We start from the raw sequence: 23920 nt of genomic DNA, 5'->3' as shown, positions 1-23920 counted from the left end.
TCAAAATAGTAAGGGGGAGGTTATAAATGAAATATTGATTTACGATAGGGTTGATAGTGTTGAGCTATTGTTAAAGGTAAACAGGATTTCTAGGTAGGCTTAGATAAACGCATTAGAGTCATATCAGGTAGAGAGATCGGGTTGTGTAAGACAACTTTTCATAAGTTAATTAGAGCTGCCCTTATTCAGATCTGGCTGCATTGTTACCTCTGGCTTGAATTCGACATCGTTAAGAAGATCGAGAATAGGTGTCACGCTGAGATGTTCCTTGGTACTTTTTCCATAAACTGCATATACAGCACGTTTTACAGGTTTTACGCCTTCAACCAGATAAAGTAGCCCTTCATCTAGGTAGGCTTGTAATTGCCCCATAGGAAGAAACGCTACACCTCCATTGGTTAATAGGAATTCAAGTGCGATCTGACTTTGCTCTGTATGTAGGACGGGCGCTACCGGTTTTTTAAACAACTTGGCATGCTTTAGGTTAAAGGCGGTTCCCCAATCAACAAAAATATAACCAAGCTCATCAATATCGGAAAACCGGGCCCTTTTAATGTTACTCACTAAGGCCAGTTCTATCTGACCTATCTTACGGGTTTTTAGCTCGGCTACATTGGGAGGGTCGAGAACCACGGCCATATCGAGCCTGCCAGCAATCAAAGCTCGGGTTAGTTCTAAATGAGAATTTATCTCTGTGCGTATCGAAATATGTGGGAATGATTCGGCTATTTTAGGGATAGTGGACTGAAGGAAAGTACCCCATAAGTTTGAGATACCACCTAAAGAGAGGTGCATCTCTTGCTGCTCTGGTACACCGACATCCTGCAAAGCGATCTGCCAGGAGGCTAGTATGTTTTCTGCATGAGGAATTAATCGCTCTCCAGCACTGGTTAGCATGATGTTGTTTCGTTGACGGGTAAAGAGCGGCAGTCCCACCAGATCTTCAAGTTGGCGGATACGAAAACTCACAGCTGATTGAGTGAGGTAGAGGTTTTCTGCAGCTTTACCAAAGTGCCTGGTTTTGGATACTTCCAGAAACGTTCTCAACAGGCCTATATCCATGTTTTTTCCATAAAAAAAATTGATTGAAAAGATAAAAAAACATCGTTTTACAGTTAATAACAACGCATTAATAATTGCAACTGAGGGTTACTAAACTAATAGTGCGCTTTTGATGAAGTACTTAGGCCTAACGATGTTTCAAGCAGCTTTTCTAACTGATCATAGTTTCAGCGATCACGAAAATTATCCAGATGGATTCTTTGGCAGTGGTGTCTTTACAGCTGAGCAGGCGTTATTACTTAAAAAACACGGTCATGCCTATAGCGCGTTTGCATCGGGTGAACGTGTACCTCTCTTGCCCCTTGAAAATGAGTTTGTTGAATTTTGCAAGGGGGTGAAACTGCCTTCAAATATTCATGAGCAAACGTGGTTTTGCTATGTATCAAAGGCCTGCTGATTATTAGTTATACCTAAAAAATCTCAAATAAAAAAAGCAGCCACAGGATGAAATTTTCTCCGAAGTTGGCTGCTTTTTTATTTTTATTCTACTGATAAGTATTTTTAATCGATATTTGGTGAAAACATGAAAATCTGCTTTTTGATGTATCCCTGGGAACGTATTTCGCCTGAGAGTGACACTACTTTAAGGATTATTCATGAGGCAGCTTCAAGAGGACATACTGTTGCACTAACAACCCCCAATAGCTTAACTGTGCGTGACAGTGTTGCTCATGCATTTTGTAATGTTTTGCGACGAGAAAGCAAATTCACCAGCAATATTCCATCTTTTTATCGAAAGGCTCAATTCAAGCGTTGCAAGCTTCCGCTTGCAGGATTTGATGTCATTATCATGCGAGCTAATCCCCCGCTGGATACGGTTGCACTCAACTTCCTCGACTCAGTCAGAAACGATGTTTTCATAATGAATGATATTGATGGACTCCGGGTGGCCAACAATAAACTGTATCCGGCTTCCTTTAGTGGTGATGCAAGTCGCTTTGTACCCGCGACTCACGTTTCGAAAAATCGTGAATATCTCGAGCAGGTGCTGAAAGACTCCCCGACAGAAAAAATGATCATGAAGCCGCTCAATGGTTTCGGTGGTCAGGGGGTGATTGTTATTGAAAAAAATGCACGCCAAAACTTCCGCTCGTTACTGGATTTTTACATAGGTTCTGGTGACTCGAGTAATTATGTGATTCTTCAGGAGTATGTAACCGGAGCTGATCAGGGCGATGTCCGTATTCTCATGCTGAATGGTGAGCCTATAGGGGCTATGCGTCGTGTACCTGCAGGAGATGATGTTCGTTCAAATATTCATGCTGGTGGTAAAGAGGTTAAACATCACCTGACTAAAGAGGAGAAAGAGCTCTGTCGTGCTATAGGGCCTCAGTTGGTCCGTGATGGGCTCTACTTTGTCGGGCTGGATGTAATTAATGGGAAGTTGATCGAAGTAAATGTTCTAAGTCCAGGGGGAATTTCACGTATTAACCGTCTGAACAGAGTAAAACTTCAGTCTAGGGTGATTGATTTTATTGAGAATGTTGTTGCAGCAAAAGAGCTGGTTTTGGAGCGCAAAAGTGCTTTCAGAAAGGTAATTGACGATGCTGAGACTGTCTGAGAAAGAGATTATTAAGCTTATCTCTGAAGGGGCTTTTTTTGAGTGCGAACATATTGACGGTAGCTTCACTCTGAAGATTGAGGCCTACACGCCGGCAATCTGTACTGCCGTTCATGATGGACATAACTTTGGCAGGCAACTGATTAATTATTGTGCTTTATCTGAAGCTGAACGTCTGTATGAGGAAGATCCTCATACCGGGGAGTTAATCAAATCGATGCCCATCACGATGATAGGTAATGATTCACGGTACGAGTATGACCTGAACAGACCATTGGCTAGATGCATCTATAACAAAGCCTGGGGAAAAGAGGTTTGGTCGAAGAAACTACCAGCCAGCTTACGCAAGAGAGGCATTGAGAAGCATAAAGTCTTCTATCGTATATTGGATGCCTTAATTGCAAAAGTTGAAGAGCGGTTTGGGGCATGTATTGTCTTTGATATTCACTCCTACAACCACAAGCGTATTCAGCGTAGCACCCCGACGTTTAATCTCGGGACTGAGCAAATTGATGATGACCGTTGGGGAAGAGTTATCAAAAGGTTTAGAAATGCGCTCTCTAAACTTGAGTTTTCACAGATCTCTTCGGAAGCGGCGCTTGATGATGTCTTTTATGGAAGAGGCTACCTGATTTCTCATGTAAATAGTCGGTTTGAAGATACATTAGTTATTCCCTGCGAAGTTAAAAAGGTCTTTATGGATGAATTGACCGGGGAGCCGTATCCATTGGTGTTGGATGAGCTGAAGGCTGGCTTTAAGCATGCGTTAACGGATACCGGTGCTTATTTTGCACGTTCATACTCGAAAAAACCGCGCTTACGCCGCTTGGATATGCTTTCTTCCAAGCTGGACCCCGCGATCATTAAGGTTGATCGAGAGCTGGCTAGGCTGGCCAAGGGGATGGAAACTCTTAACTACATCAACCCGGTCAATATTGCTCAGGAGAAGCGCAAATTTCTTACAAAAAAAGGTAACTATCAGCCGGCGTTTAAATACAAACCTCTCGTTATTAACCCCTATGAGTTCCGGGAAAAGCTATACCGTTTACCGGTAAATACGATCAGTGATGTCGGTATCCAGCAGATGTACTGCCAGGTGATTGATGGGCTATCGAGCAAGATTGATCTATTGGTAAATGCTGGTAGCCCTCAATTTGTTTACAGCTCTTTGAATTATTACGGTGAGCCCAGTCTGGAAGATGAAGCCAATGCGCAGTTTCTTCTGCATGCCGCGAAATATGATCCTGATACCGATAAACGTATCAATGCATCGGATGCCGTTGAGTATTTTCGGCTGAAAGCGGCTGACTGGGGAATGAAATGCAAAGTGGAGCTATCCAGCAAAATTGTGGCTTCCGCCATGGTTTCGGGTGCTCGTAGAACGCTTTATGTGAATAAAGATGCTTCGCTCACCGAGACAGAAGTTAATGCGTTAGCGCACCACGAGTTAGGCGTGCATATGGCGACGACACTCAATGCTGCTTTGCAGCCTCTTCGTGTATTTACTTTGGGATTACCGGGTAACACGATGACGCAGGAAGGGCTCGCTATTCTGAATGAGTTTCACAGTGGCAATATGTGCCTGACTCGTCTGCAAGGTCTTGCCCACAGAGTTATCGCTGTAAAAGAGATGCTGAAGTATGGGGATTTCCGACATACCTATAGCTATCTCCACGAAGAGATGAGAATGCCTACGGATGAAGCCTTTAAGTTATCGGTCAGGGTACATCGAAGCGGCGGCTTTACGAAAGATTATCTCTATCTGCGAGGAGTCAGCGAAGCTCTTCGGCTTTATAAAGATTGTGATATCAGCAATCTCTATGTTGGAAAAACAGGTTTTGCCTATCGTGGGATTATCAATGAACTGATAGAGCGAGAGTTAATTTCTAAGCCACGATTTGTCCCAGAAGCATTGAATAAGCCTGAGTTTGTTCCAGACATACTGAATTATCTGGTTTCCTCTATTAAGCCTACAACGCCTGTTGGCCTGATAGAAAACGTGTGTAGTGACCTGAAAGGAACTGCATGAGCTCCCTTGGCAGTCCCTTTCGGTAAGGGGGGGCTGCCCTTTTTCGAGAAAGATGACATGAACAAAAATGACTTTTTTGATGAAGAGTTCGATTTTGAATCGGACGAAGACAGATCTTCCCACCGAAAGGTGTTAAGGCATAGAAAGCCTGATGGTGAGGATTGGGATGAGAGCGCTGAAGTGAATAAACGTAGTAAAAGAAAATCCAGATGGAGGGATATTGAAGACCGTCTGGCTAAGAAAGCATTGAGGGACAACAGTGATTGGAATTATGGCAATTATGACTTTAAAGACATGGATTAAACGATAAAGGAATTCGATCAGTTACGATCAAAAAACATCGTTTTACCTAGAATGAAACTCAATTAATACTTGCTGAAATAAGACAAATTTTTAAGGAGTGGGTGATGGAACTGGAAACAAAGTTTCATGATTGCTTCCGTACAGATAAACGCTTCGAAGACAAAGTTCACTTCCCGTACGGTTTTTTAAAAAGTGGTTATTTTACCATTGAACAAGCTCGAACATTGGAGCTGAAAGGGGTTGCTTATGCGGAGCTTGCTTCTGGCTTAAGAAAGCCGAAAGGGGAAACCGAAAGAGAATTTGTCGCGTTTTGCCAGGGTAAAAAAGAAGCTCAGACAATCCATGAGAGGGTTTGGCAACGTTACCAAACTAAAGTATCAACTTCGTTTAATGCTGTAAGTTTTAATAAGAAAAGGGTAAGCCAGCCTGCGTTTGTTGAGGAGAGTGTGTAACTTTTTCCACCAACAGCAGCATCATCATCATAGATAAGTATTGAGTACATTTGTGGACATTCGCTGTGCCTAATTAACTGTTTTAGGCGCAGCTTTTTTTTATCAGTTATTTTTAAGAGAAGGTCTGGAAGTGTCGCCATGGAAGAGTTGCCTAAAACAGAAGAGCTACAAGATTTTGTAACAGAGCTGCATGATAAAGAGCACGCTAATGAAACCGTGTTTGATAGGGCGCTGGAATCGCTTGATGTCACAGAGCTGAGCCTTCTTCTGGAAGCATTGCCAATAGAGGAGCGTCTTATTCGTTGGCAGCAGGTCCCAGAAGCGATCAGAGGTTCCCTTTTAGTTGAAATGCGATCTCAGGCGCGTGAACCCATTCTGCTATCCATGGATGGCGCTGCTACGGAACAGCTTCTGCAAATGCTGGATGCTGTAAGCCTGATAGATCTAGCGGACCAATTGTCTGAGGAAACGATAGAGAAAGCGCTGGGTTATCTGGATACGAAGCAAAAGCAGTGGTTTGAAAGTTCAAACCAATATGATTCGAACCAGATTGGTCGATTTGTTGATCATAATATTTTAACCCTTGCCGTGAATGCCACGGTGAAAGACGCACTCAGAGCTATTAAACGGGGGCAGCAAAAGACTCTTGACCATATCTACGTGGTTGACCGGAATAATGTTTATCGTGGCGCGGTCAGGGTGAAGGATGTGCTCTGTGAAAAGAGTGAACTGAGAATGGTCCGTGGGCTAATTGATACAGCGATACCCACCATAATGGCCTCCTCTCAGTATCTGGATTCGATCGATGAGTTGGAGCATGCAGATGTAAAGAACTTACCGGTGATTGATGATGATGGTCGGCTGATAGGGCGTATTACTCATCCAACCGCACTTTGGTTGCTGCGTCAGCACTATGAAGGTTTGCTGATGGCCAAAGCTGGTATGGCAGAGTCTGAAGACCTGTTTATTCCGGTGATGAAAGGAGCACGTAACCGCGCTGTTTGGTTGGGTATAAATCTTCTGACGGCATTTCTGGCATCCTGGGCAATTGGATTTTTTGAAAATGTTCTTAGTCAGGTTGTCGCGCTTGCGGTGTTAATGCCGGTAGTTGCTTCTATGGGGGGGATTGCAGGTAGTCAGACCCTGGCGCTTATTATGAGAGGGCTAGCACTGGGGCAGGTGACCTTAGGTAATGCGCTTGCCCTCTGTCGCCAGGAGTTGGGGATTTCGATGATTAATGGTGTGGGATGGGCCGTTGTTATAGGAGTGGTGGCGTTTTATTGGTTCAGTAGCGTTGAAATTGGTTTTGTTATTGCGTTTGCCGTTTTTGCGAATATTCAGGCTGCAGCAGTTTCAGGGGTTTACCTCCCTTTGTTGCTTACAAAATTTGGTATAGATCCAGCTCTTTCCGGCGCCGTGTTGTTAACGACCATTACAGATGTTTTTGGTTTTGTGACGTTCTTAGGCTTAGGCACTTTACTCCTGATCTGAGGTGAACAATGAAAATATTAGCTTTGTTAAATACGCTAATATTAACCATGAACTACTCTAGATAACTAGGGGCTTGCCAGCTTTTTAAGGAGTTCACATGGACAGCTTGCTGCTTCAGATGTCACAACTGCTACGTAAAGTCAGCGACGTGTCTGACCCTGAGTCACAATTGAGAGAGATTGTAGATTCGATTAGTGGAATGTTGGCCGTTGATGTGTGCAGCGTTTATCTACTGAATGAAAAAAATGAGCCCACACTTTATGCTTCCCATGGATTGATATCAAAAAAACCTGTTTCCCTTTCAACAGGTAAAGGCTTAATCGGTAAAGCAATAGAAACCAAGTCGGTTGTTAATGTTGCGAATGCTGAAAAGGAGCATGAGTTTGAACCTGTTCCCTCGACAGGAGAACTTCGCTTTAAAAGTTTTTGTGCCGTACCGCTGATCAAACAGGGAATCTGCTTGGGTGGATTAGTGGTCCAATCAAAAAAAGAGGAGGTACTTGAGCCTCAACTGGAAGCTTTGTTGGTCACACTCGCGGCCCAACTCGCCTGGCTTCTACCCAGTCAAAAAGTCCTTGAAAAAAGCTCTTCTGTGAACCTCTCGATTGAGGGGCTCAAAGGAGCTAAAGGAATTGCCGTTGGAGCGGTGCACCTGTTGACTCTGCCATCTCTTGATCAGGTTAAGATAGAAGAGGGGGCTAATCCGTCTAAAACAAAAGCTGAATGGAAGCAGGTAAAGGCGCTAGTCAAAACACAGTTGAGCAAGGAAAAGTCTCAGGTTGCTAAAAGTGCTTTGGCTGGAGAGATTATTGGTATCTTTGATATCTACCAACTGCTGCTTGATGACAGTGCTTTTAACCACTCTCTGGATACTGAACTTCAGTCAGGTTTGACCCTGGCCGGCGCGATTAAGAAAACGGTGATGGCGCTGGTGGAAGCATTTGAAGCAATCGAAGATGAGTACTTAGCCTCCCGTGCAGAGGATATGCTTCATCTGGGCAATAAGATTATCCGAGTGATTGACGAGGTTGAAGGTAATCGCCATACGATACCTGATCATCCAGTGATTCTTTTTGCCAATGAGGTGAGCGTATCCGATATTGCTCTGTTTGGTGAAGGGCAAGTGCTGGCAATCTTATGTGCAGAGGGCTCTCTGATGTCCCATACCGCCATTTTGGCTAATGCGATTGGTATCCCAGCATTACTGGGCTTGGGTGGGCAGCTGCAACTCGAAGAGAACGAGAGGGTGATCGTTGATGCGGATAGCGGCAAACTCATCAGATTTCCTAGCGATTCTCTCTGCAGAGAATATCGTGGTTTGATTAAGCATCAGTACCGTGAGAATGAAAAATTAAAAGAACTCAAAGATCTACCAGCTTTAACCCTGGATGGAGCCAGAATTCATCTTCTGGCTAATAGCGGGCTGCTTAATGATCTGGAACCTAGCCTGCAAAGTGGTGCTGAGGGTATTGGCTTATACCGTACAGAGATCCCCTTCATGTCATGCTCTGCATTTCCTACTGAAACAGAGCAGGTGGCCATTTATAAAGAGTTGTTTTCAGCATTTGCAGATCAGCCTGTTTTTGTTCGGGTACTGGATATTGGTGGCGATAAGCAGCTTCCCTATTTCCCAATTAAAGATGAACAAAACCCGGCTTTAGGTTGGAGAGGTATCCGTTTCTGTCTGGACAATACGGCGATTTTTCGTACCCAACTGACAGCTATACTGCGGGCTTCGATCGGTTATCAGGGGTTACATATCCTGGCTCCAATGGTGTCAGATTTGGAGCAAATTCAAAGCTTCAAAGCATTAATTACAGAATCGATAGAGTTGCTTAAATCTGAAGGTTTGCAAGTCGAGATGCCCAAAGTGGGATGTATGATTGAAGTCCCTGCAGCAATCTCGCAAATACCCCTATGGGCTGAAGAACTTGATTTTATTTCTATTGGCTCAAATGATCTCTGCCAGTATCTGCTTTCGGTCGATAGAAATAATCCCCGAGTAGCCGGGCTATTTGATTCAACACATCCTGCCATTTTGCATGAGATCAAGCGAATTGTGGACCTGGCAAACACTGCAAAGCTGGATATCTGCCTTTGCGGTGAGATGGCATCTGATCCCCGTTCTGTTGTTCTACTGATTGGCTACGGGATCAGAAAGCTCAGCCTGGGTGCAGCGCAACTACCTAGAATAAAGAAGCTGATCAGAAACTTAGAAGCCAGCCAGTGTAAAGACTTAGCGGATCAGGTCAGAAAACTACGCTCAAGTACAGCCATCAAGAAAGAGCTCGATATTTTTTTAAGTAAGTTAGCTGTTTCGCATTAATAACAGCTTAGAGCTCCCTAGACACAAAGCGGTGCTTACCTTCCAGTTTTTGCCAGAGTCATCTTGGCGAAGTTACCTTTATCAGAAAAATGGTGAGTATTAGCCCACAACATCCAGTTCGCGCTGTTTGAACTCTGCACCACAGGCTTCTGTAATCTGTTGGCAGGCGATCACGTCGACCCCCTCGAGACCATTGATCGCAGATACCTGAACATCGGCAATCAGTTCGCTAGCTCGACTGATGAACTGCTTAACTGCTTCATAGGAGCCTGGCAGGCTGGGCAGACAGTGTTTTTGATAGGTCTCTTCATTCTGCGCATTCAGGGAGATGGAGAGTGAATCGATACAGGTTGCCAGTTCGGGCACTATATCCCGTTTATGGAAGAGGCTTCCTAAACCATCGGTATTGACCCGGGTTTTTCCACCCTGCACCTTTACCCAGCGAGCGATCTGTAAAAGGGCTTTCAGACGCAGGGTGGGTTCACCGTAGCCACAGAAAACGACCTCATCATAGCGTGTAGGGTCACCAATCATCGTAATAATCTGTTCGGCTTCGGGGCGCTGGCTCAGATAGAGCTCATGGCCTTTCACCTCCGTACTGCCGTTATGCTTTGGGCAAAATTGGCAAGTTAAGGTACAGCGATCGGTCAGATTGATATAGAGACTGTTGCGAATCTGATAGATATAGCTGTCGTGATGATCACTTGGGGTGTGTCGCTTGGCTGGATTGGGTCGAGCTTGAGGCATTCAGAGTGTGATCCGTAGGAATAAAAAAGAACTATAGCATTAGCAGGATCTGTGCAGGTTGATGCTTATCAATGATGGGTAAAAGTGACCCGGTTTTGGGTGCTCACGCACCCGTAACCGGTATCGAAGGGGAAGGGGTCAATCAGTATTGCTATGAAATCCTGTTAAGCGGCTGCCCGGGAAGGGGAGTGCTCCGGATGAGTCGCTATAAAGTGTTGTAAAACTTTCTGTAACATCTCTGCATGCGCGTAATTACGGTCCCGCTGCGCTTTCTCAATATCGTCCATAATAATGCGCTTGATCTTCTGCTCTCCTGCATGGGTGATCATATAGTGGCCAAGTGCCATCGCAATCATCGGATCCATATGCTCATGTTCGGCAATTGCGTCAACTTCGTCAGCTGTCAGGTCACTTAGCTCAAGGCATTCTTCGTACGTTAGCATCTCTCTTCCTCTACCTTTTTACAGGCCTTTTTTCTTTCAAAATGTTCGGTTACCCGGCCTCTCTCTAAACCGGTAGAGATGAGTGTAGGAGAGGATTCGAGGTTTCTCTAATACGTTAGGAGGATAAAAATTCACCTAAAGTAGCGCAAATATTAGTTTTATTCATGCTGCGAATGCGAAAGTTGATTTGCATTCAAGAACTAGAATCGCGTGATTTAAGGGCTGGCAGGGTGGTGCATAACAGCAACCCCACTTTGGTGCATCTGCACTGAAGTGGGGATGGCTAGAAAATAATTTTTTTGTTACAGCAGAGCGGGAGATTGGTCGTTCAGAAGCTGTAACAAACGCTGCTTTCCAAGTGGATTTTTCTGTGTCACATCTTCCCCGTCTGCGGGGAAATGGTAATCCCGTAATCGGGATAACCAGAAGCGCATGGCTGCGGTTCTCATCATAGCCGGTAATAGATCCTCTTCCATCGGATCTAAGGGGCGGATCTCCTGATATTGGCTGAGTAGCTGTTGCGCTTTCTGGTTATCAAACTGGGTTGTGCTTTCGTCAAAGCACCAGGCGTTCAGTGTCACGGAGAGATCATAGAGATAGGGGGTCGAGCAGGCGTGGTAAAAGTCGATCAGCCCGGTCAGGTTGTCTCCGTCAAACATAGCATTATCGGGGAAGAGGTCAGCGTGTACGGGACCACTTGGGAGTGTCGTCCAATCGATCTCGCCCGCTTCCATCAAGTTGTGCTGTAAAAGAGCCTGCTGTGTTTTGTCCAGATGTGGAAATACGCGGGCAGCAAGCTCCGTACACCACTGTGGAATATGGATATAGTTGTCGATCTCAAGTTGCGATGATAGCTGGTGGAACTGCGCCAGAGTCTGACCGATCACGGCCGCTTGCTCTTTATTGGGCTTGTTTAATGGAGCGCCTTTAAGGCACTTCATCAGGACAGCTGGGCGTTGATTCAGCGTACCAAAGAGATCGCCGTTATTCAGGTGGATCGGTTCAGCACAGGGCAGACCCTGATTCGCCAGGTGGTCGACCAACCCTAAGATAAAGGGCAGTTGGTCAGCGGGTACGGATTCAACCAGTGTCAGAACAAAGCGGTCCTGATCGGTTTCCACAAAGAAGTTACTGTTCTCTACGCCTGCACTGATCCCCTCATAACCGATGAGGGAACCTACAGAATAAGCTTTCAGGTAGGCTTCTAATTCAGTGAAGCTGACTGAGGTGTAGACAGACATATGTATGTGGAATCCTTATTCCCGTATTAGTGGTTCAGGGCTTTGTGTGAGCCGGTATTCTGCTGCAACCACTGCCATAAGCTTTCAGCGCAGCCCTTACGGACCAGAATGTCGTAATCCTGCGTGTCATGCAGTGACATGATGGTAATGCCATTGGTCAGCTCCTCTTCCGTCACAGGGAGGTGGCTGAACTGCTGAGTATTGGAACTGCTCAGCAGATAGTGGGTTGCTGCTTTATTCAGGTGGGCTTTGAGCTGGCCCTCCTGAGTGGTCTCCAGCTTAAGGTCTTCACCGAAGGTCTCGCGCAGTGCCTGATATATAGATTCATGCGCACCGGCAGGTGGAAGAACCAACCAGCGGTTCTCATTGATCCATAAAATAGCAAGACGACCCATGCAGGAGATACGGTTGACGGTCAGCGGGTGGGCAACACCCATGACCTCACCAATCGCAATCAGCAGATTCTTATCATCCGGTTCCGTGTCTAAGCCAAGATCACCGATAAAGGGGCGTTCACGTACAATGATGCTGCTGATACGGCTATCGGTGTCTACCGCAGCCTGCACATTCAGGTGGACCAGTGTGCCGCCCGCAAGGGGCTGTGAAACGTCATGCTGTAATGCCATTTCCTTTCTCCTTTACAGACTTTTCGCTTGCAGGTCAGCATGGTAAGAAGAGCGAACCATCGGTCCGCTGGCTACATTTTTAAAGCCCAGCGCATAGCCGATCTCTTCATACTCTTTGAATTCTTCAGGTGTTACATAGCGCTCTACTGCCAGGTGGTACTTACTTGGCTGGAGGTACTGGCCGATCGTTAACATATCCACGTCATTCGCACGAAGATCCTTCATCACCTCGATGATCTCCTCCTTGGTTTCACCCAATCCCACCATCAGGCCAGACTTGGTATCTACCTGCGGGTGGAGTCGTTTGAACTGATAGAGCAGGTTCAGTGACCAGTGATAGTCGGCACCTGGGCGCACGTGGTCATAAAGGCGCGGTACGGTTTCCATATTGTGATTGAGTACATCTGGGATATGGGTAGAAAGCTTTTCCAGCGCCAGATCCATTTTGCCGCGGAAGTCGGGCACCAGGATCTCTACTTTCAGCGTGTCACTGATTGCACGGGCTTCTTTGACTACTTCGGCAAAGTGGGCTGCACCTCCGTCACGTAGATCGTCACGATCCACAGAGGTGATAACGACATATTTCAGACCGAGTTGCTGGATGGTAGACGCAACATTTTTCGGCTCTTCAGGGTCCAGCTGCATCGGTCTGCCGTGTGCCACATCACAGAATGGGCAGCGGCGGGTACAGATCGCACCCATAATCATCAGGGTGGCTGTCTTATGGCTGAAGCACTCTGCCAGATTAGGGCAGGAGGCTTCCTCACAAACGGTATGCAGTTTGAGGTCGCGGAGCTGCTTTTTCACCTTTTTGACATTCGCATTGGAGTGCGCGTCAATTCGGATCCATTCAGGCTTACGTAAACGTTTACGCTCTGGGTCGGGTTTATGACGCAGGCGGGACATTTTAGATTCGCCTTTCAGCTCTTGTAATGGAATCAGTTCCATAGGGCCACCTCAGGTAATGTATTAAAAAGGGGGAGCCCGAGCTCAATGGGAAGGAGCTCGGTCCCCAATGCCTTACTAAGTTCGTTAGTAGGGTCAGGACGGATTAGCCGTGAATAAATCTTTCAGATTAACCGCGGTAGTAACGCTGTTCGATAAAGGGTGCTTTAGAAACAACCATAGGCATCTGCTTACCACGAACCAGTGCGAAGACTTCAGTTTCCAGGGCGGAGTAAGCGGTTTCTACGTAACCCATCGCGACAGGCTTGCCGACAGTTGGGCCAAAGCTACCGGAGGTTACGACACCGATCTTCTCGCCATCAGCATTCACCAGTTCAGCACCTTCACGAATAGGTGCTTTACCCGATGCAATCAGGCCAACACGTTTACGGGTGTAATCTTTATTAGCGATCTGGCTCAAAATCTTTTCTGCGCCAGGGAAGCCCGCTGCGCGTTCACCATCGGCACGACGACATTTGCTGATCGCCCAGATCAGGCTGCCTTCGATCGGAGTTGTTGTCTGGTCAAGGTCGTGACCGTACAGGCACAGACCTGATTCCAGACGCAGAGAGTCACGCGCACCCAGACCGATGAACTCTACTTCTGGCTGTTCCAGGAACAGACGGCAGAGACGATCAGCATCGGCAGATGGGATAGAGATCTCGTAGCCATCTTCGCCGGTGTAACCCGAGCGGCTGACGAAGCAATCAACGCCATCGATGTTGATGTGGCGGGAATCCATGAATACCAGTTCATTCACTTCAGGGCAGATGCGGGAGAGAGCCTGTGCAGCTTCCGGGCCCTGCAGTGCAACCAGTGCACGGTCATCCAGCACTTCAAGCTCAACGCCTTCACCCAGGTTGGCACGCATGTGAGCAATATCCTGCTCTTTACATGCAGCATTAACAACCACATACAGATGATCACCGTAGTTAGTGACCATCAGGTCATCCATGATGCCGCCTTCTTCATTGGTGAAGAGGGCATAACGCTGCTTGCCTGCTGGCAGGTCGATGATATCGACAGGTACCAGTTTCTCCAGTTCAGCGGCAGCATTCTCACCTGTCAGCTTGACCTGACCCATGTGGGATACATCAAATAAACCCGCGTGATCACGTGTGTGTACGTGCTCTTTTTTTACACCTAATGGGTACTGAACCGGCATTTCGAAACCTGCGAAAGGTACCATTTTTCCACCCAGTTCAATGTGCAGGTCGTATAGAGGCGTTTTGCTCAGTTCGGACATGTTGTTCTCCATCGTGCTTGTTCTTATGCAGGCTTCGCTAAGCGAGGCCGCGAATTTATTTTTAAAGATAATCTGTAGAAAAAGCTCAGTGTGCAGCCGGAACCTTTTCAACAAGTTACTTCGGGGGATAATGCCGGACCCTGGAAAGAGGGCCCGGCACTGACACTCAGTTATTACGCTTTCTGGTCACCAGTTGTATCAGCCGGTGCGCCGTTACGGGCGAAGAACTCTCGAGTCAGTTTGAACACCACTGGGCTTAACAGTGCCAGTGCGATCAAGTTAGGAATAGCCATCATCGCGTTCAGCGTGTCTGCAACCAGCCAGATGAAATCCAGACCTGTTGTCGCACCCACTGGAACCGCAATGATCCACAGCAGACGGTAAGGTTTAATCGCTTTCACACCAAACAGGAACTCAACACAGCGTTCGCCGTAGAAAGACCAGCCGATAATGGTAGTGAAGGCGAATACAGCCAATGCGATAGCAACCAGATAGTTACCAATACCCGGCAGCGCATTTGCAAATGCGGCGGAGGTCAGTGCTGCACCCGATACACCTGAAGTCCACTCGCCGGAGGTGATGATAACCAGACCGGTGATAGAACAGATAATGATGGTATCGATAAATGTACCCAGCATCGCAATCAGGCCCTGACGAACAGGATCTTTAGTCTGCGATGCAGCATGAGCGATAGGCGCAGAACCCAGACCCGCTTCGTTGGAGAAAACACCACGTGCTACACCAAAGCGGATAGCTGCCCATACAGCAGCACCAGCGAAGCCACCTTCAGCCGCAGATTCTGTGAATGCATAGGTAAAGACCAGATCCAGCGCTGCTGGAATTGCTTCAGCATTGATCGCCAATACAACAATACCAGCACCCAGGTACGCGATCGCCATCAGAGGAACCAGAGAACCGGCGACTGCACCGATACGCTTGATACCACCGATCAGAACGGCACCAACCAGAACCATCAGGATGACACCGGTAACCCAGACATCCAGACCGAAGTTAGCCTGAAGTACATCAGCTACGGAGTTAGACTGAACGGTGTTACCGATACCGAATGCGGCAACGGCACCGAAGATCGCAAATGCGGTACCCAGCCATGCCCATTTTGAGCCAAGACCGTTCTTGATGTAGTACATCGGGCCACCTACGTGGTTACCTTCTTCATCAACTTCACGGTACTTAACGGCCAAAACGGCTTCGGAGAATTTTGTGGCCATACCAACCAGTGCGGTACACCACATCCAGAAGAGTGCACCTGGGCCACCCAGGAAAACGGCGGTCGCAACACCTGCGATGTTACCGGTACCGACCGTAGCGGAAAGTGCTGTCATCAATGCCTGGAATGGCGAGATTTCACCATCCTTTTCTTCACCTTTCTTGGTGTTGCGGCCTTCAAACAGTAGTTTGAAACCTGTGCCTAATTTGAAAATAGGCATCAGACGTAACCCCAGCATGAGGAAAAGACCCACACCAAGGATGAGAACAAGCATCATCGGACCCCAAACGATACCGTTAATGCTGCCAATGATAGAGGTTAATGTTTCCATAAACCTGGACTCCATAGGATTGTTATTTTTATTTGCTTTGCTCTTGGACTCTTATATGTCTCTGCACAACCACCGGGGCGGAACGCTTCAACTTATAATCGGACTTAAAGCACCGTGATCTATTTTCTACTGTTTTCTTCAAAGGGAAGGAAAAGTAGAAAATGGATCCTTATTGGGAATAAGTTTCCAATAGGAAACAAAGCTAGCGCATGAGGAAATTTATTTCAATCAAAAAATTGAGAAAAATTTATCGAATAGACGAGTTTTTTTAATGTATTGAGCGTTTCTTCAATAAAAACAGGTGGTTAAGCCGAATAGAAAAAATTCATAAAGAGCTAAATCTGATATTGGCTGCTTTGGAGGGTACCAAAAGGGGGGGCCGACCTAAGCGGTCACCCAGAGAACTTCTGCATCTTCTGCGCTGGTGGATATCAGGGCATGTCCCATCTCACAGTCGTAATAAGCGCTATCGCCTTCAAACAGCTCAACCGGTTCATAAAACTCGGTGTAGAACATGATGCTGCCTTTGAGCACGTAGAGGAACTCTTCGCCGTCATGTCTGACCCAGTCTTCGTACTCATCCCAGGAGTGGGTGCGGACAGTGGTCTTGAACGGGATCATCTTCTTACGGGTGAGGGTTGCGGCCAGTAGCTCATGTTCGTACGTAGCTGTTGGGTGTGGCTTACCTTCGCCCTGACGGGTGATATCCCGCCGTCCGGAGCAGTGGTGGCTCTCCTTAACCGGCTGAGTAAACAGTTGTGGAATATCGATGTTGAGTCCGGAAGCGAGCTTATTTACTACGGTAAAGGTTGGCGATATCTGTTCGTTCTCAATTTTGGAAAGGGTTGAGCGTGCCAGCCCGGTTAACTGGCTGACCTCTTCCAGTGTTAATTGCTGACTCAGTCTTAATTCTCTCACGCGGGCACCCAGCTCAAGGGGCTCCACTTGTGCCTCGGTGTTTTGTTTAGCGATCTCCAATTTTGCATTGGGGATAAGGAATGAGGGTTGGTCTGACATCGGTTGATCCTCAGTGGGCTCTGCTGGGTTTGTCGAGTAGGGCACCAGCTCATCGGCCCGATAGGGAAAATGATATACCTCTATATGTACAAAAGAAACTTTTAGAAAATAAGTTTCTTATAGGAAACTTTTTGTTGATTTTGGAAAAAGTCGCTGCTAGTCTGAAAAACATAAACGGGAAATTGATCAATTAGTGTTCAGTTTTTTTGTGATGCAGGGTGAATAGGTAGAGAGCGAATAGTGCTCTCTACGGTGATAAATAATAAAAAGAGCGGATCGACCGCTGTGGAGATGGTGACGTGCCATTAAGTATCTTTGATCTATATAAAATCGGTATTGGTCCATCCAGCTCTCATACCGTGGGTCCTGTTGTTGCAGCGAACCGGTTTCTAGATGAGTTGAACGAGCGCGACGTATTTGAAAAGGTCGCATCTGTCCATGTGGGTCTGTTCGGCTCTCTGGCGATGACGGGTAAAGGTCATGCTACGGATGTTGCCGTGATGATCGGCTTAATGGGCGAGAAGCCAGACCTGGTTGATCCTGATCTTGTCCCTGTATACATCGATGAAATTAAGAGATCCGGCCAGATCAATCTGGCGGGAAAAAAGATGATTCCATTTAATCCGGAATCAGACCTTCCTTTTAACTTCGGTGAATCCCTCCCGAAGCATCCCAACGGAATGCACTTCAAGGCTTACGATGAAGCGGGCCTGATTGTGCACGACAATATTTTCTACTCGGTTGGTGGTGGCTTTGTCCTGAGTGACGCTGAAGCGGGTCAGGGTAAAAAAGCAGAGCCCGCTTTTAAACTGCCTTACCATTTTGATAACGGTGCTGAACTTCTGGCGCTTTGTGAAAGTGAGGGTAAAAGCATCGCAGAGCTCATTCTGGCGAATGAGTTAACCTGGGGAACTCAGGAGGAGCTTGAAAGCCGCCTCTGGAATATCTGGGAAGTGATGGATAACTGTATTCGTCGTGGCTGCGCTGAAGAGGGGATGCTGCCGGGTGGCCTGAATGTTAAGCGCCGTGCACACGAGCTCTATGAAGAGCTTAAAGGTAGCCCTGAAGCCGCGCTGAAAGATCAGTTGACGGTAATGGACTGGGTGAACCTGTTTGCTATCGCAGTGAATGAAGAGAATGCAGCCGGTGGGCGCGTCGTTACAGCGCCAACCAATGGTGCGGCAGGTGTCATTCCAGCGGTATTGGCTTACTACGACCGTTTTGTGCCGGGTTCCAATAAGCAGGGTATTTTTGATTTTCTGGCGACCTCTGCTGCGATCGGCATGCTTTATAAGAAGAATGCATCTATCTCTGCTGCCGAAGTCGGTTGTCAGGGCGAGATCGGTGTTGCCTGTTCCATGGCTGCGGGGGCTCTCTGCGCTGTTATGGGTGGCACCAGCCAGCAGATTGAAAACGCAGCTGAGATCGGAATGGAACATAACCTGGGACTGACCTGCGACCCGATTGGTGGTCTGGTTCAGGTTCCTTGTATCGAACGAAATACGATGGGCGCTGTTAAAGCTATTAATGCTGCTCGTCTGGCCCTGCGTGGAGACGGTGAGCATCACGTATCACTGGATTCGGTGATCGAAACGATGCGTCAGACCGGTCTCGATATGCAGGACAAATATAAAGAAACCTCACAAGGTGGGCTCGCAGTAAATGTGGTTGCCTGCTGATCCTTCGTAATAAAACTTAATTAGAGAATAACAATCATGAGTCACAGTGATCTGTATCGCAACGACGCTGTTTGCGAAGCATTTTTTACCCAAGATCTGGCAGGCCGAGACGCTGAACTGGTGTCTGCAGTGAATGAAGAGTTCGAACGTCAGGAGATGGGGATCGAGCTGATCGCCTCTGAAAACATCGTATCCAAAGCGGTTATGCAGGCGCAGGGTACGGTACTGACAAACAAGTACGCTGAAGGTTATCCGGGCCGCCGCTACTACGGTGGTTGTGAGTACGCTGATAAAGCGGAAGGGTTGGCTATCGAGCGTGCTAAAGAGCTGTTTGGTTGTGAATTTGTAAACGTACAGCCTCACTCCGGTGCTCAGGCGAACGGTGCGGTTATGCTGGCACTGCTGCAGCCAGGCGATACGGTTCTGGGTATGTCTCTGGATGCCGGTGGTCACCTGACTCATGGTGCACGTCCTGCGCTGTCTGGTAAGTGGTTCAACGCTGTTCAGTACGGCGTATCTCGTGAAGATAGCCGTATCGATTACGATGAAGTTGAAGCGCTGGCGGTTGAGTGCCAGCCAAAAATGATTATTGCGGGTGGTTCTGCGATTCCACGTGAGATCGACTTTGCACGTTTCCGTGAGATCGCTGACAAAGTCGGCGCTTACCTGTTCGTTGATATGGCACATATCGCAGGTCTGGTAGCGACCGGTGCTCACCCAAGCCCACTGCCACACGCTGATGTTGTGACAACCACGACTCACAAAACGCTGCGTGGCCCGCGTGGTGGCATGATCCTGTCTAATAATCTGGATATCGGTAAGAAGATCAACTCTGCTGTATTCCCAGGTCTGCAGGGTGGTCCGTTGATGCACGTTATCGCTGCGAAAGCGGTTGCTTTCGGTGAAGCGCTACAGCCTGAATTCAAAACCTACATCAATCAGGTAGTTGAGAACGCTAAAGTACTGGCTGCTGTGATGGTTGAGCGTGGTTGCGATATCGTTACTGGCGGTACTGACACTCATCTAATGTTGGTGGATCTGCGTCCGAAAGGCCTGAAAGGTAATGTTGTTGATGAAGCCCTGGAACGTGCAGGTATCACATGTAACAAGAATGGCATTCCATTCGATCCGGAAAAACCGATGGTCACCTCCGGTATCCGTTTGGGTACACCGGCAGGCACCAGTCGTGGTTTCGGCACTGAAGAGTTCCGTCTGATCGGTAATCTGATCAGCGATGTTCTGGATGGCCTGGTGGCAAATCCAGACGACAATTCAAAAGTTGAAGCGGAAGTCCGTGCGCAGGTTGAAGAGCTGTGCAAGAAGTTCCCACTGTATCGCTAACTTGTCGATACAGATAGTTAGAAAGTATCGATAAGAACCTGTGTAACGAACAAGCTAAAGGAAAATTACTATGAGCATTCCAACTAACTACCTTTTCGCACCAAGCCACGAGTGGGTTCTGGACAATGGCGACGGCACGATCACGCTGGGCGTATCTGATCACGCGCAGGAGCTGCTGGGTGATGTTGTATTTGTAGAGCTGCCAGAAGTAGGCCGTGAAGTAGAAGCGGGTGAAGAGTTCTCCCTGGTTGAGTCTGTTAAAGCGGCTTCCGACATCTACTCACCGGTAACAGGTGAAGTGGTTGCTGTGAACGAAGATCTTGAAGATGCACCAGAAACCGTTAACGAAGAGCCGTATGAAGGTGGCTGGATCGTTAAGATCAAGCTGTCTGATGCATCTGAGCTCGAAAAACTGCTGAACGCTGAAGCGTACGCAGCAACGATTGCTGAAGAAGACTGATCGGCTTGAGGGTGAGCAGCATTTGGCAGGTCTAATCAGCCTGTTGCTCGCTGACCCTCACTGTCCCCCGATCAGGATTCTGGAAAAGCGTTAGCGCTTTTCAGCATACGCGAAGGGGTAGTGCAGGACCGCTTCGCACTCTTTAATTGATTGGATTTGAAGTTGTTTTTCAAATCCTCGTGTTACCACAGGTTATTGTTATGGCAGTTGAAACTCGTACATTGAGTGATCTTCAGCAGACGACTGATTTCACCCGTCGTCATATCGGCCCTGATGCCGAGCAGACTAAGGCTATGTTGTCCTCTTTAGGCCTTGGTTCTATGGATGAACTTATTACTCAGACAGTTCCTGATTCCATCCGTCTGGATGATGCTCTGGATATGACTGACAGTGCGACTGAAGCAGACGCACTGGCTTACATCAAACAGTTGGCTGACAAGAATAAAGTCAACAAATCCTATATCGGGATGGGCTATAGCAATACCCTGGTTCCTAACGTTATTTTGCGTAACGTGATGGAAAATCCGGGTTGGTATACCGCATACACCCCTTACCAGCCTGAAATTGCACAGGGTCGTCTTGAAGCCCTGCTGAACTTCCAGCAGATGGTAATGGACCTGACCGGTATGGAGCTGGCGAATGCGTCCCTGCTGGATGAGGCGACCGCTGCTGCGGAAGCGATGACGCTTTGCAAACGCTCAAACCGCAAGAAAACTAACACCTACTTTGTGGCTGACGATGTGCATCCACAAACCCTGGATGTGATCAAAACCCGTGCTGAATATTTCGGTTACGACATCGTCGTGGGTAACCCGCTGACCGATCTGGAAGCGGCTGATCCATTCGGTGTTCAGCTACAGTACCCAAGTACTTACGGCGATATCACCGATATCAAAGCGGTGATCGATGCGGCTAAAGGCCAGAAAGCGATGGTTTCCGTTGCTGCAGATATTCTGGCACTGGTGCTGTTGAAGTCACCGGGTGAGCTGGGTGCAGATGTGGTACTGGGTTCCTCGCAGCGCTTCGGTGTGCCGATGGGCTTTGGTGGTCCTCATGCGGCGTTCTTCGCCTCTTCTGAAAAACTAAAACGCTCTGTGCCAGGCCGTATCATCGGTGTATCTATCGATGCCAACGGTAATCAGGCACTGCGTATGGCGATGCAGACCCGTGAACAGCATATCCGTCGTGAGAAAGCGACGTCCAATATCTGTACGGCTCAGGCACTGCTGGCCAACATGGCCTCTTTCTACGCGGTTTACCACGGCCCACAAGGTCTGAAGACAATCGCTGAGCGTGTTCATCGCCTGACTGCACTGCTGGCTAACGGCCTTAAAGCGAAAGGCGTGGCGGTTAACGATAGCTACTTCGATACGCTGACTGTGACACTGCCGGAAACAGCTGCCGACGTTTATCAGCGTGCACTTGATGCAGGTTGTAACTTCCGTCAGAGCGGTGGCGATAAGCTGGGTATCAGTCTGGATGAAACCACCACCGTTGCCGATGTTGAGCAGCTACTTGAGGTGATTCTGGGTGCTGACCACGGACTGTCGATTGCCGATCTGGATGCTGAGATTGTTGCAGGCGCAGCAACCGGTATCAGCGCAGAGATGCGTCGTGAAGATGCGATCCTGAGCCATCCGACATTCAACAGCTACCATAGCGAAACGGACATGCTTCGCTACATGAAGAAGCTGGAAAACAAAGATTACTCGTTGGTTCATGGCATGATCCCACTGGGTTCCTGCACCATGAAACTGAACGCAACCGCAGAGATGATCCCGGTCACATGGCCAGAGTTTGCCAACATCCACCCATTTGCACCTGTTGATCAGGTACAGGGTTACATGCAGATGTTGAATGAACTGGAAGATCAGCTGGTTGAGATCACCGGCTACGACAAAGTCTCTCTGCAGCCAAACTCCGGTGCATCCGGTGAGTACGCAGGTCTGCTGGCGATCCGTAAGTATCAGGAATCGATTGGAGAGGGGCACCGTAACGTCTGCCTGATCCCATCTTCTGCTCACGGTACCAACCCAGCGTCGGCGGCGATGATGGATATGAAGATCATCGTGACCAAGTGTGATGAGAACGGCAACGTTGATGTAGCTGATCTCCGTGCACAGGCGGAACTGCACAAAGATGATCTCTCCTGCCTGATGATCACTTACCCGTCCACTCATGGTGTGTACGAGGAAGATATCGTCGAGATCTGCGAGATCATCCACAAAAACGGCGGCCAGGTGTATATGGACGGCGCAAACATGAACGCACAGGTGGGTATCTCCAAGCCGGGTGTGATCGGTTCCGACGTCTCCCACCTGAACCTGCACAAAACCTTTGCCATCCCACACGGTGGCGGTGGTCCGGGTATGGGTCCAATCGGCGTTAAGAGCCATCTGGCACCGTTCCTGGCAAGCCACAAGGTCAGCCCGGTTGAAGGCTTAGATCCAGAAAATGGTGCTGTTGCAGCGACGCCTTACGGTTCTGCATCGATTCTGCCGATCACCTGGATGTACAACGTGATGCTGGGTAAATCAGGCCTTAAAGCCTCTACTCAGATGGCGATCCTGAATGCTAACTACATGACGGAAAAACTGGCTGAACATTACCCTGTTCTCTATCGCGGTCGTAATAACAAAGTTGCGCATGAGTGCATCGTTGATATTCGTCCAATCAAAGAGGAGAGCGGTGTAACCGAGGAAGATATCGCTAAACGTCTGATGGACTACGGTTTCCATGCGCCAACCATGTCCTTCCCGGTTGCCGGCACGCTGATGATTGAGCCGACTGAGTCTGAATCTAAAGCTGAGATCGACCGATTTGTTGATGCGATGGTGCAGATTCGTGAAGAGATTGCGAAAGTGCAGAGTGGTGAGTGGCCTGCGGATAACAACCCGCTGTGCAACGCACCGCACACTCAGGCGGATGTTATGAGTGCTGCATGGGAGCGTCCATACAGCCGTGAAGAGGCGGTCTTCCCGAATGAAGCGACGCGTCAGAGCAAGTTCTGGCCAACGTCTAACCGTATCGACAACGTCTACGGTGATCGTAACTTCATCTGTTCATGCCCGGGTATCGAAGCGTACCAGGACTAACGAGCAAGTTGTCAGGTTAAAAAGTCGAAACCTGAAACTTCTGCCCCTGTGACCTGGTGTCATGGGGGGAGTAAGTGGCAGGAGGCCACACTGCGCGCTGGTCTCCTGTCACTGGCAGATAAGCACATGGGGTTTGTCTGCCGCCCCAGCGCAGCTGCCGAAGTCATTCGGTAGCTGCACCTTTGAACATATTCTCACAAAAGTGGGATTTCTCAAGTAAGCAACGCTGTTTATTTCGGGAATCCTTATTTGTATTGGTGTGCTTCCAGCATCAGCTGGACGCTTTTGCGGGGCTAA

The 23920-nt window shown here is 48.0% G+C and carries 20 protein-coding genes; 11 read left to right on the top strand and 9 right to left on the bottom strand.

All coding sequences use genetic code 11. The annotated features are described in order from the left end of the window. Positions 1–165: 165 nt before the first annotated feature. Positions 166–1062 (bottom strand): LysR family transcriptional regulator, encoded by an 897-nt coding sequence (locus tag Q0882_RS01045; protein WP_299176805.1) that lies wholly within the window; start codon positions 1060–1062, stop codon positions 166–168. 133 nt (positions 1063–1195) lie between these two features. Here Q0882_RS01045 and maoP (Q0882_RS01040) point away from each other — a divergent pair, with 133 nt between their 5' ends. The 7 genes from maoP (Q0882_RS01040) to ptsP all read left to right on the top strand — a co-directional run bounded on the left by maoP (Q0882_RS01040) (position 1196) and on the right by ptsP (position 9224). After that, positions 1196–1459, top strand: a complete 264-nt coding sequence (maoP, locus tag Q0882_RS01040; protein WP_299176802.1) for a DUF413 domain-containing protein — start codon at positions 1196–1198, stop codon at positions 1457–1459. A gap of 126 nt (positions 1460–1585) precedes the next feature. Beyond that, complete coding sequence (gene gshB / locus Q0882_RS01035) at positions 1586–2623, top strand: glutathione synthase (RefSeq protein ID WP_299176799.1); 1038 nt, start codon at positions 1586–1588, stop codon at positions 2621–2623. Beyond that, positions 2607–4652: a flavohemoglobin expression-modulating QEGLA motif protein gene (locus Q0882_RS01030; protein WP_299176797.1), complete on the top strand. Its 2046-nt coding sequence runs from the start codon at positions 2607–2609 to the stop codon at positions 4650–4652. The genes gshB and Q0882_RS01030 overlap by 17 nt, the downstream gene beginning before the upstream one ends. A gap of 57 nt (positions 4653–4709) precedes the next feature. Beyond that, positions 4710–4955, top strand: a complete 246-nt coding sequence (locus Q0882_RS01025; protein ID WP_299176794.1) for a hypothetical protein — start codon at positions 4710–4712, stop codon at positions 4953–4955. Between the two features lie 104 nt (positions 4956–5059). Continuing rightward, entirely contained in the window at positions 5060–5407 is a 348-nt protein-coding gene (gene maoP, locus Q0882_RS01020) for a DUF413 domain-containing protein (protein ID WP_299176791.1), read from the top strand. A 138-nt stretch (positions 5408–5545) separates the two neighbouring features. Next, positions 5546–6898: a magnesium transporter gene (locus Q0882_RS01015; RefSeq protein ID WP_299176789.1), complete on the top strand. Its 1353-nt coding sequence runs from the start codon at positions 5546–5548 to the stop codon at positions 6896–6898. Positions 6899–6995: 97 nt separating this feature from the next. Then, positions 6996–9224, top strand: a complete 2229-nt coding sequence (gene ptsP / locus Q0882_RS01010; RefSeq protein ID WP_299176785.1) for a phosphoenolpyruvate--protein phosphotransferase — start codon at positions 6996–6998, stop codon at positions 9222–9224. Between the two features lie 99 nt (positions 9225–9323). Here ptsP and Q0882_RS01005 read toward each other — a convergent pair whose 3' ends face one another. The 8 genes from Q0882_RS01005 to Q0882_RS00970 form a co-directional block, all read right to left on the bottom strand. Then, positions 9324–9971 (bottom strand): TatD family nuclease-associated radical SAM protein, encoded by a 648-nt coding sequence (locus Q0882_RS01005; RefSeq protein WP_299176783.1) that lies wholly within the window; start codon positions 9969–9971, stop codon positions 9324–9326. Positions 9972–10135: 164 nt separating this feature from the next. Next, positions 10136–10414: a hypothetical protein gene (locus Q0882_RS01000; RefSeq protein ID WP_299176780.1), complete on the bottom strand. Its 279-nt coding sequence runs from the start codon at positions 10412–10414 to the stop codon at positions 10136–10138. Between the two features lie 302 nt (positions 10415–10716). Beyond that, entirely contained in the window at positions 10717–11655 is a 939-nt protein-coding gene (locus tag Q0882_RS00995; RefSeq protein WP_299176777.1) for a homoserine kinase, read from the bottom strand. 26 nt (positions 11656–11681) lie between these two features. Then, positions 11682–12281 carry a sarcosine oxidase subunit gamma family protein gene (locus Q0882_RS00990; protein WP_299176774.1) on the bottom strand — a complete coding sequence of 200 codons (600 nt, stop codon included), beginning with the start codon at positions 12279–12281 and terminating at the stop codon, positions 11682–11684. Between the two features lie 12 nt (positions 12282–12293). Further along, on the bottom strand, positions 12294–13229 hold the full coding sequence (gene lipA, locus Q0882_RS00985) for a lipoyl synthase (protein ID WP_299176772.1): 936 nt from the start codon (positions 13227–13229) through the stop codon (positions 12294–12296). Between the two features lie 127 nt (positions 13230–13356). Next, positions 13357–14472 (bottom strand): glycine cleavage system aminomethyltransferase GcvT, encoded by a 1116-nt coding sequence (gene gcvT, locus Q0882_RS00980; protein WP_299176769.1) that lies wholly within the window; start codon positions 14470–14472, stop codon positions 13357–13359. Positions 14473–14645: 173 nt separating this feature from the next. After that, a complete protein-coding gene (locus tag Q0882_RS00975) occupies positions 14646–16031 on the bottom strand; it encodes a sodium:alanine symporter family protein (protein ID WP_299176766.1) in 1386 nt (461 codons plus the stop codon). Between the two features lie 384 nt (positions 16032–16415). Further along, the gene (locus tag Q0882_RS00970) at positions 16416–17048 is read right to left on the bottom strand and encodes an XRE family transcriptional regulator (protein WP_299176763.1); all 633 of its coding nucleotides are present in this window, start codon (positions 17046–17048) and stop codon (positions 16416–16418) included. A 299-nt stretch (positions 17049–17347) separates the two neighbouring features. Between Q0882_RS00970 and Q0882_RS00965 the strand changes: the two genes are divergently transcribed. The 4 genes from Q0882_RS00965 to gcvP all read left to right on the top strand — a co-directional run bounded on the left by Q0882_RS00965 (position 17348) and on the right by gcvP (position 23623). Then, positions 17348–18727: an L-serine ammonia-lyase gene (locus Q0882_RS00965; protein ID WP_299176761.1), complete on the top strand. Its 1380-nt coding sequence runs from the start codon at positions 17348–17350 to the stop codon at positions 18725–18727. A gap of 36 nt (positions 18728–18763) precedes the next feature. Then, positions 18764–20068 carry a serine hydroxymethyltransferase gene (locus tag Q0882_RS00960; protein ID WP_299176760.1) on the top strand — a complete coding sequence of 435 codons (1305 nt, stop codon included), beginning with the start codon at positions 18764–18766 and terminating at the stop codon, positions 20066–20068. Positions 20069–20138: 70 nt separating this feature from the next. Then, positions 20139–20528, top strand: a complete 390-nt coding sequence (gene gcvH, locus Q0882_RS00955; protein WP_299176757.1) for a glycine cleavage system protein GcvH — start codon at positions 20139–20141, stop codon at positions 20526–20528. 200 nt (positions 20529–20728) lie between these two features. Next, entirely contained in the window at positions 20729–23623 is a 2895-nt protein-coding gene (gcvP, locus tag Q0882_RS00950; RefSeq protein ID WP_299176754.1) for an aminomethyl-transferring glycine dehydrogenase, read from the top strand. Positions 23624–23920: the final 297 nt, after the last annotated feature.

The organism is uncultured Neptuniibacter sp. (assembly GCF_947498015.1).
In the GTDB taxonomy this organism is placed as follows: domain Bacteria; phylum Pseudomonadota; class Gammaproteobacteria; order Pseudomonadales; family Balneatricaceae; genus Neptuniibacter.
Note: the sequence above shows the minus strand (reverse complement) of the source record. Positions and strands in the feature narration are given on the sequence as shown.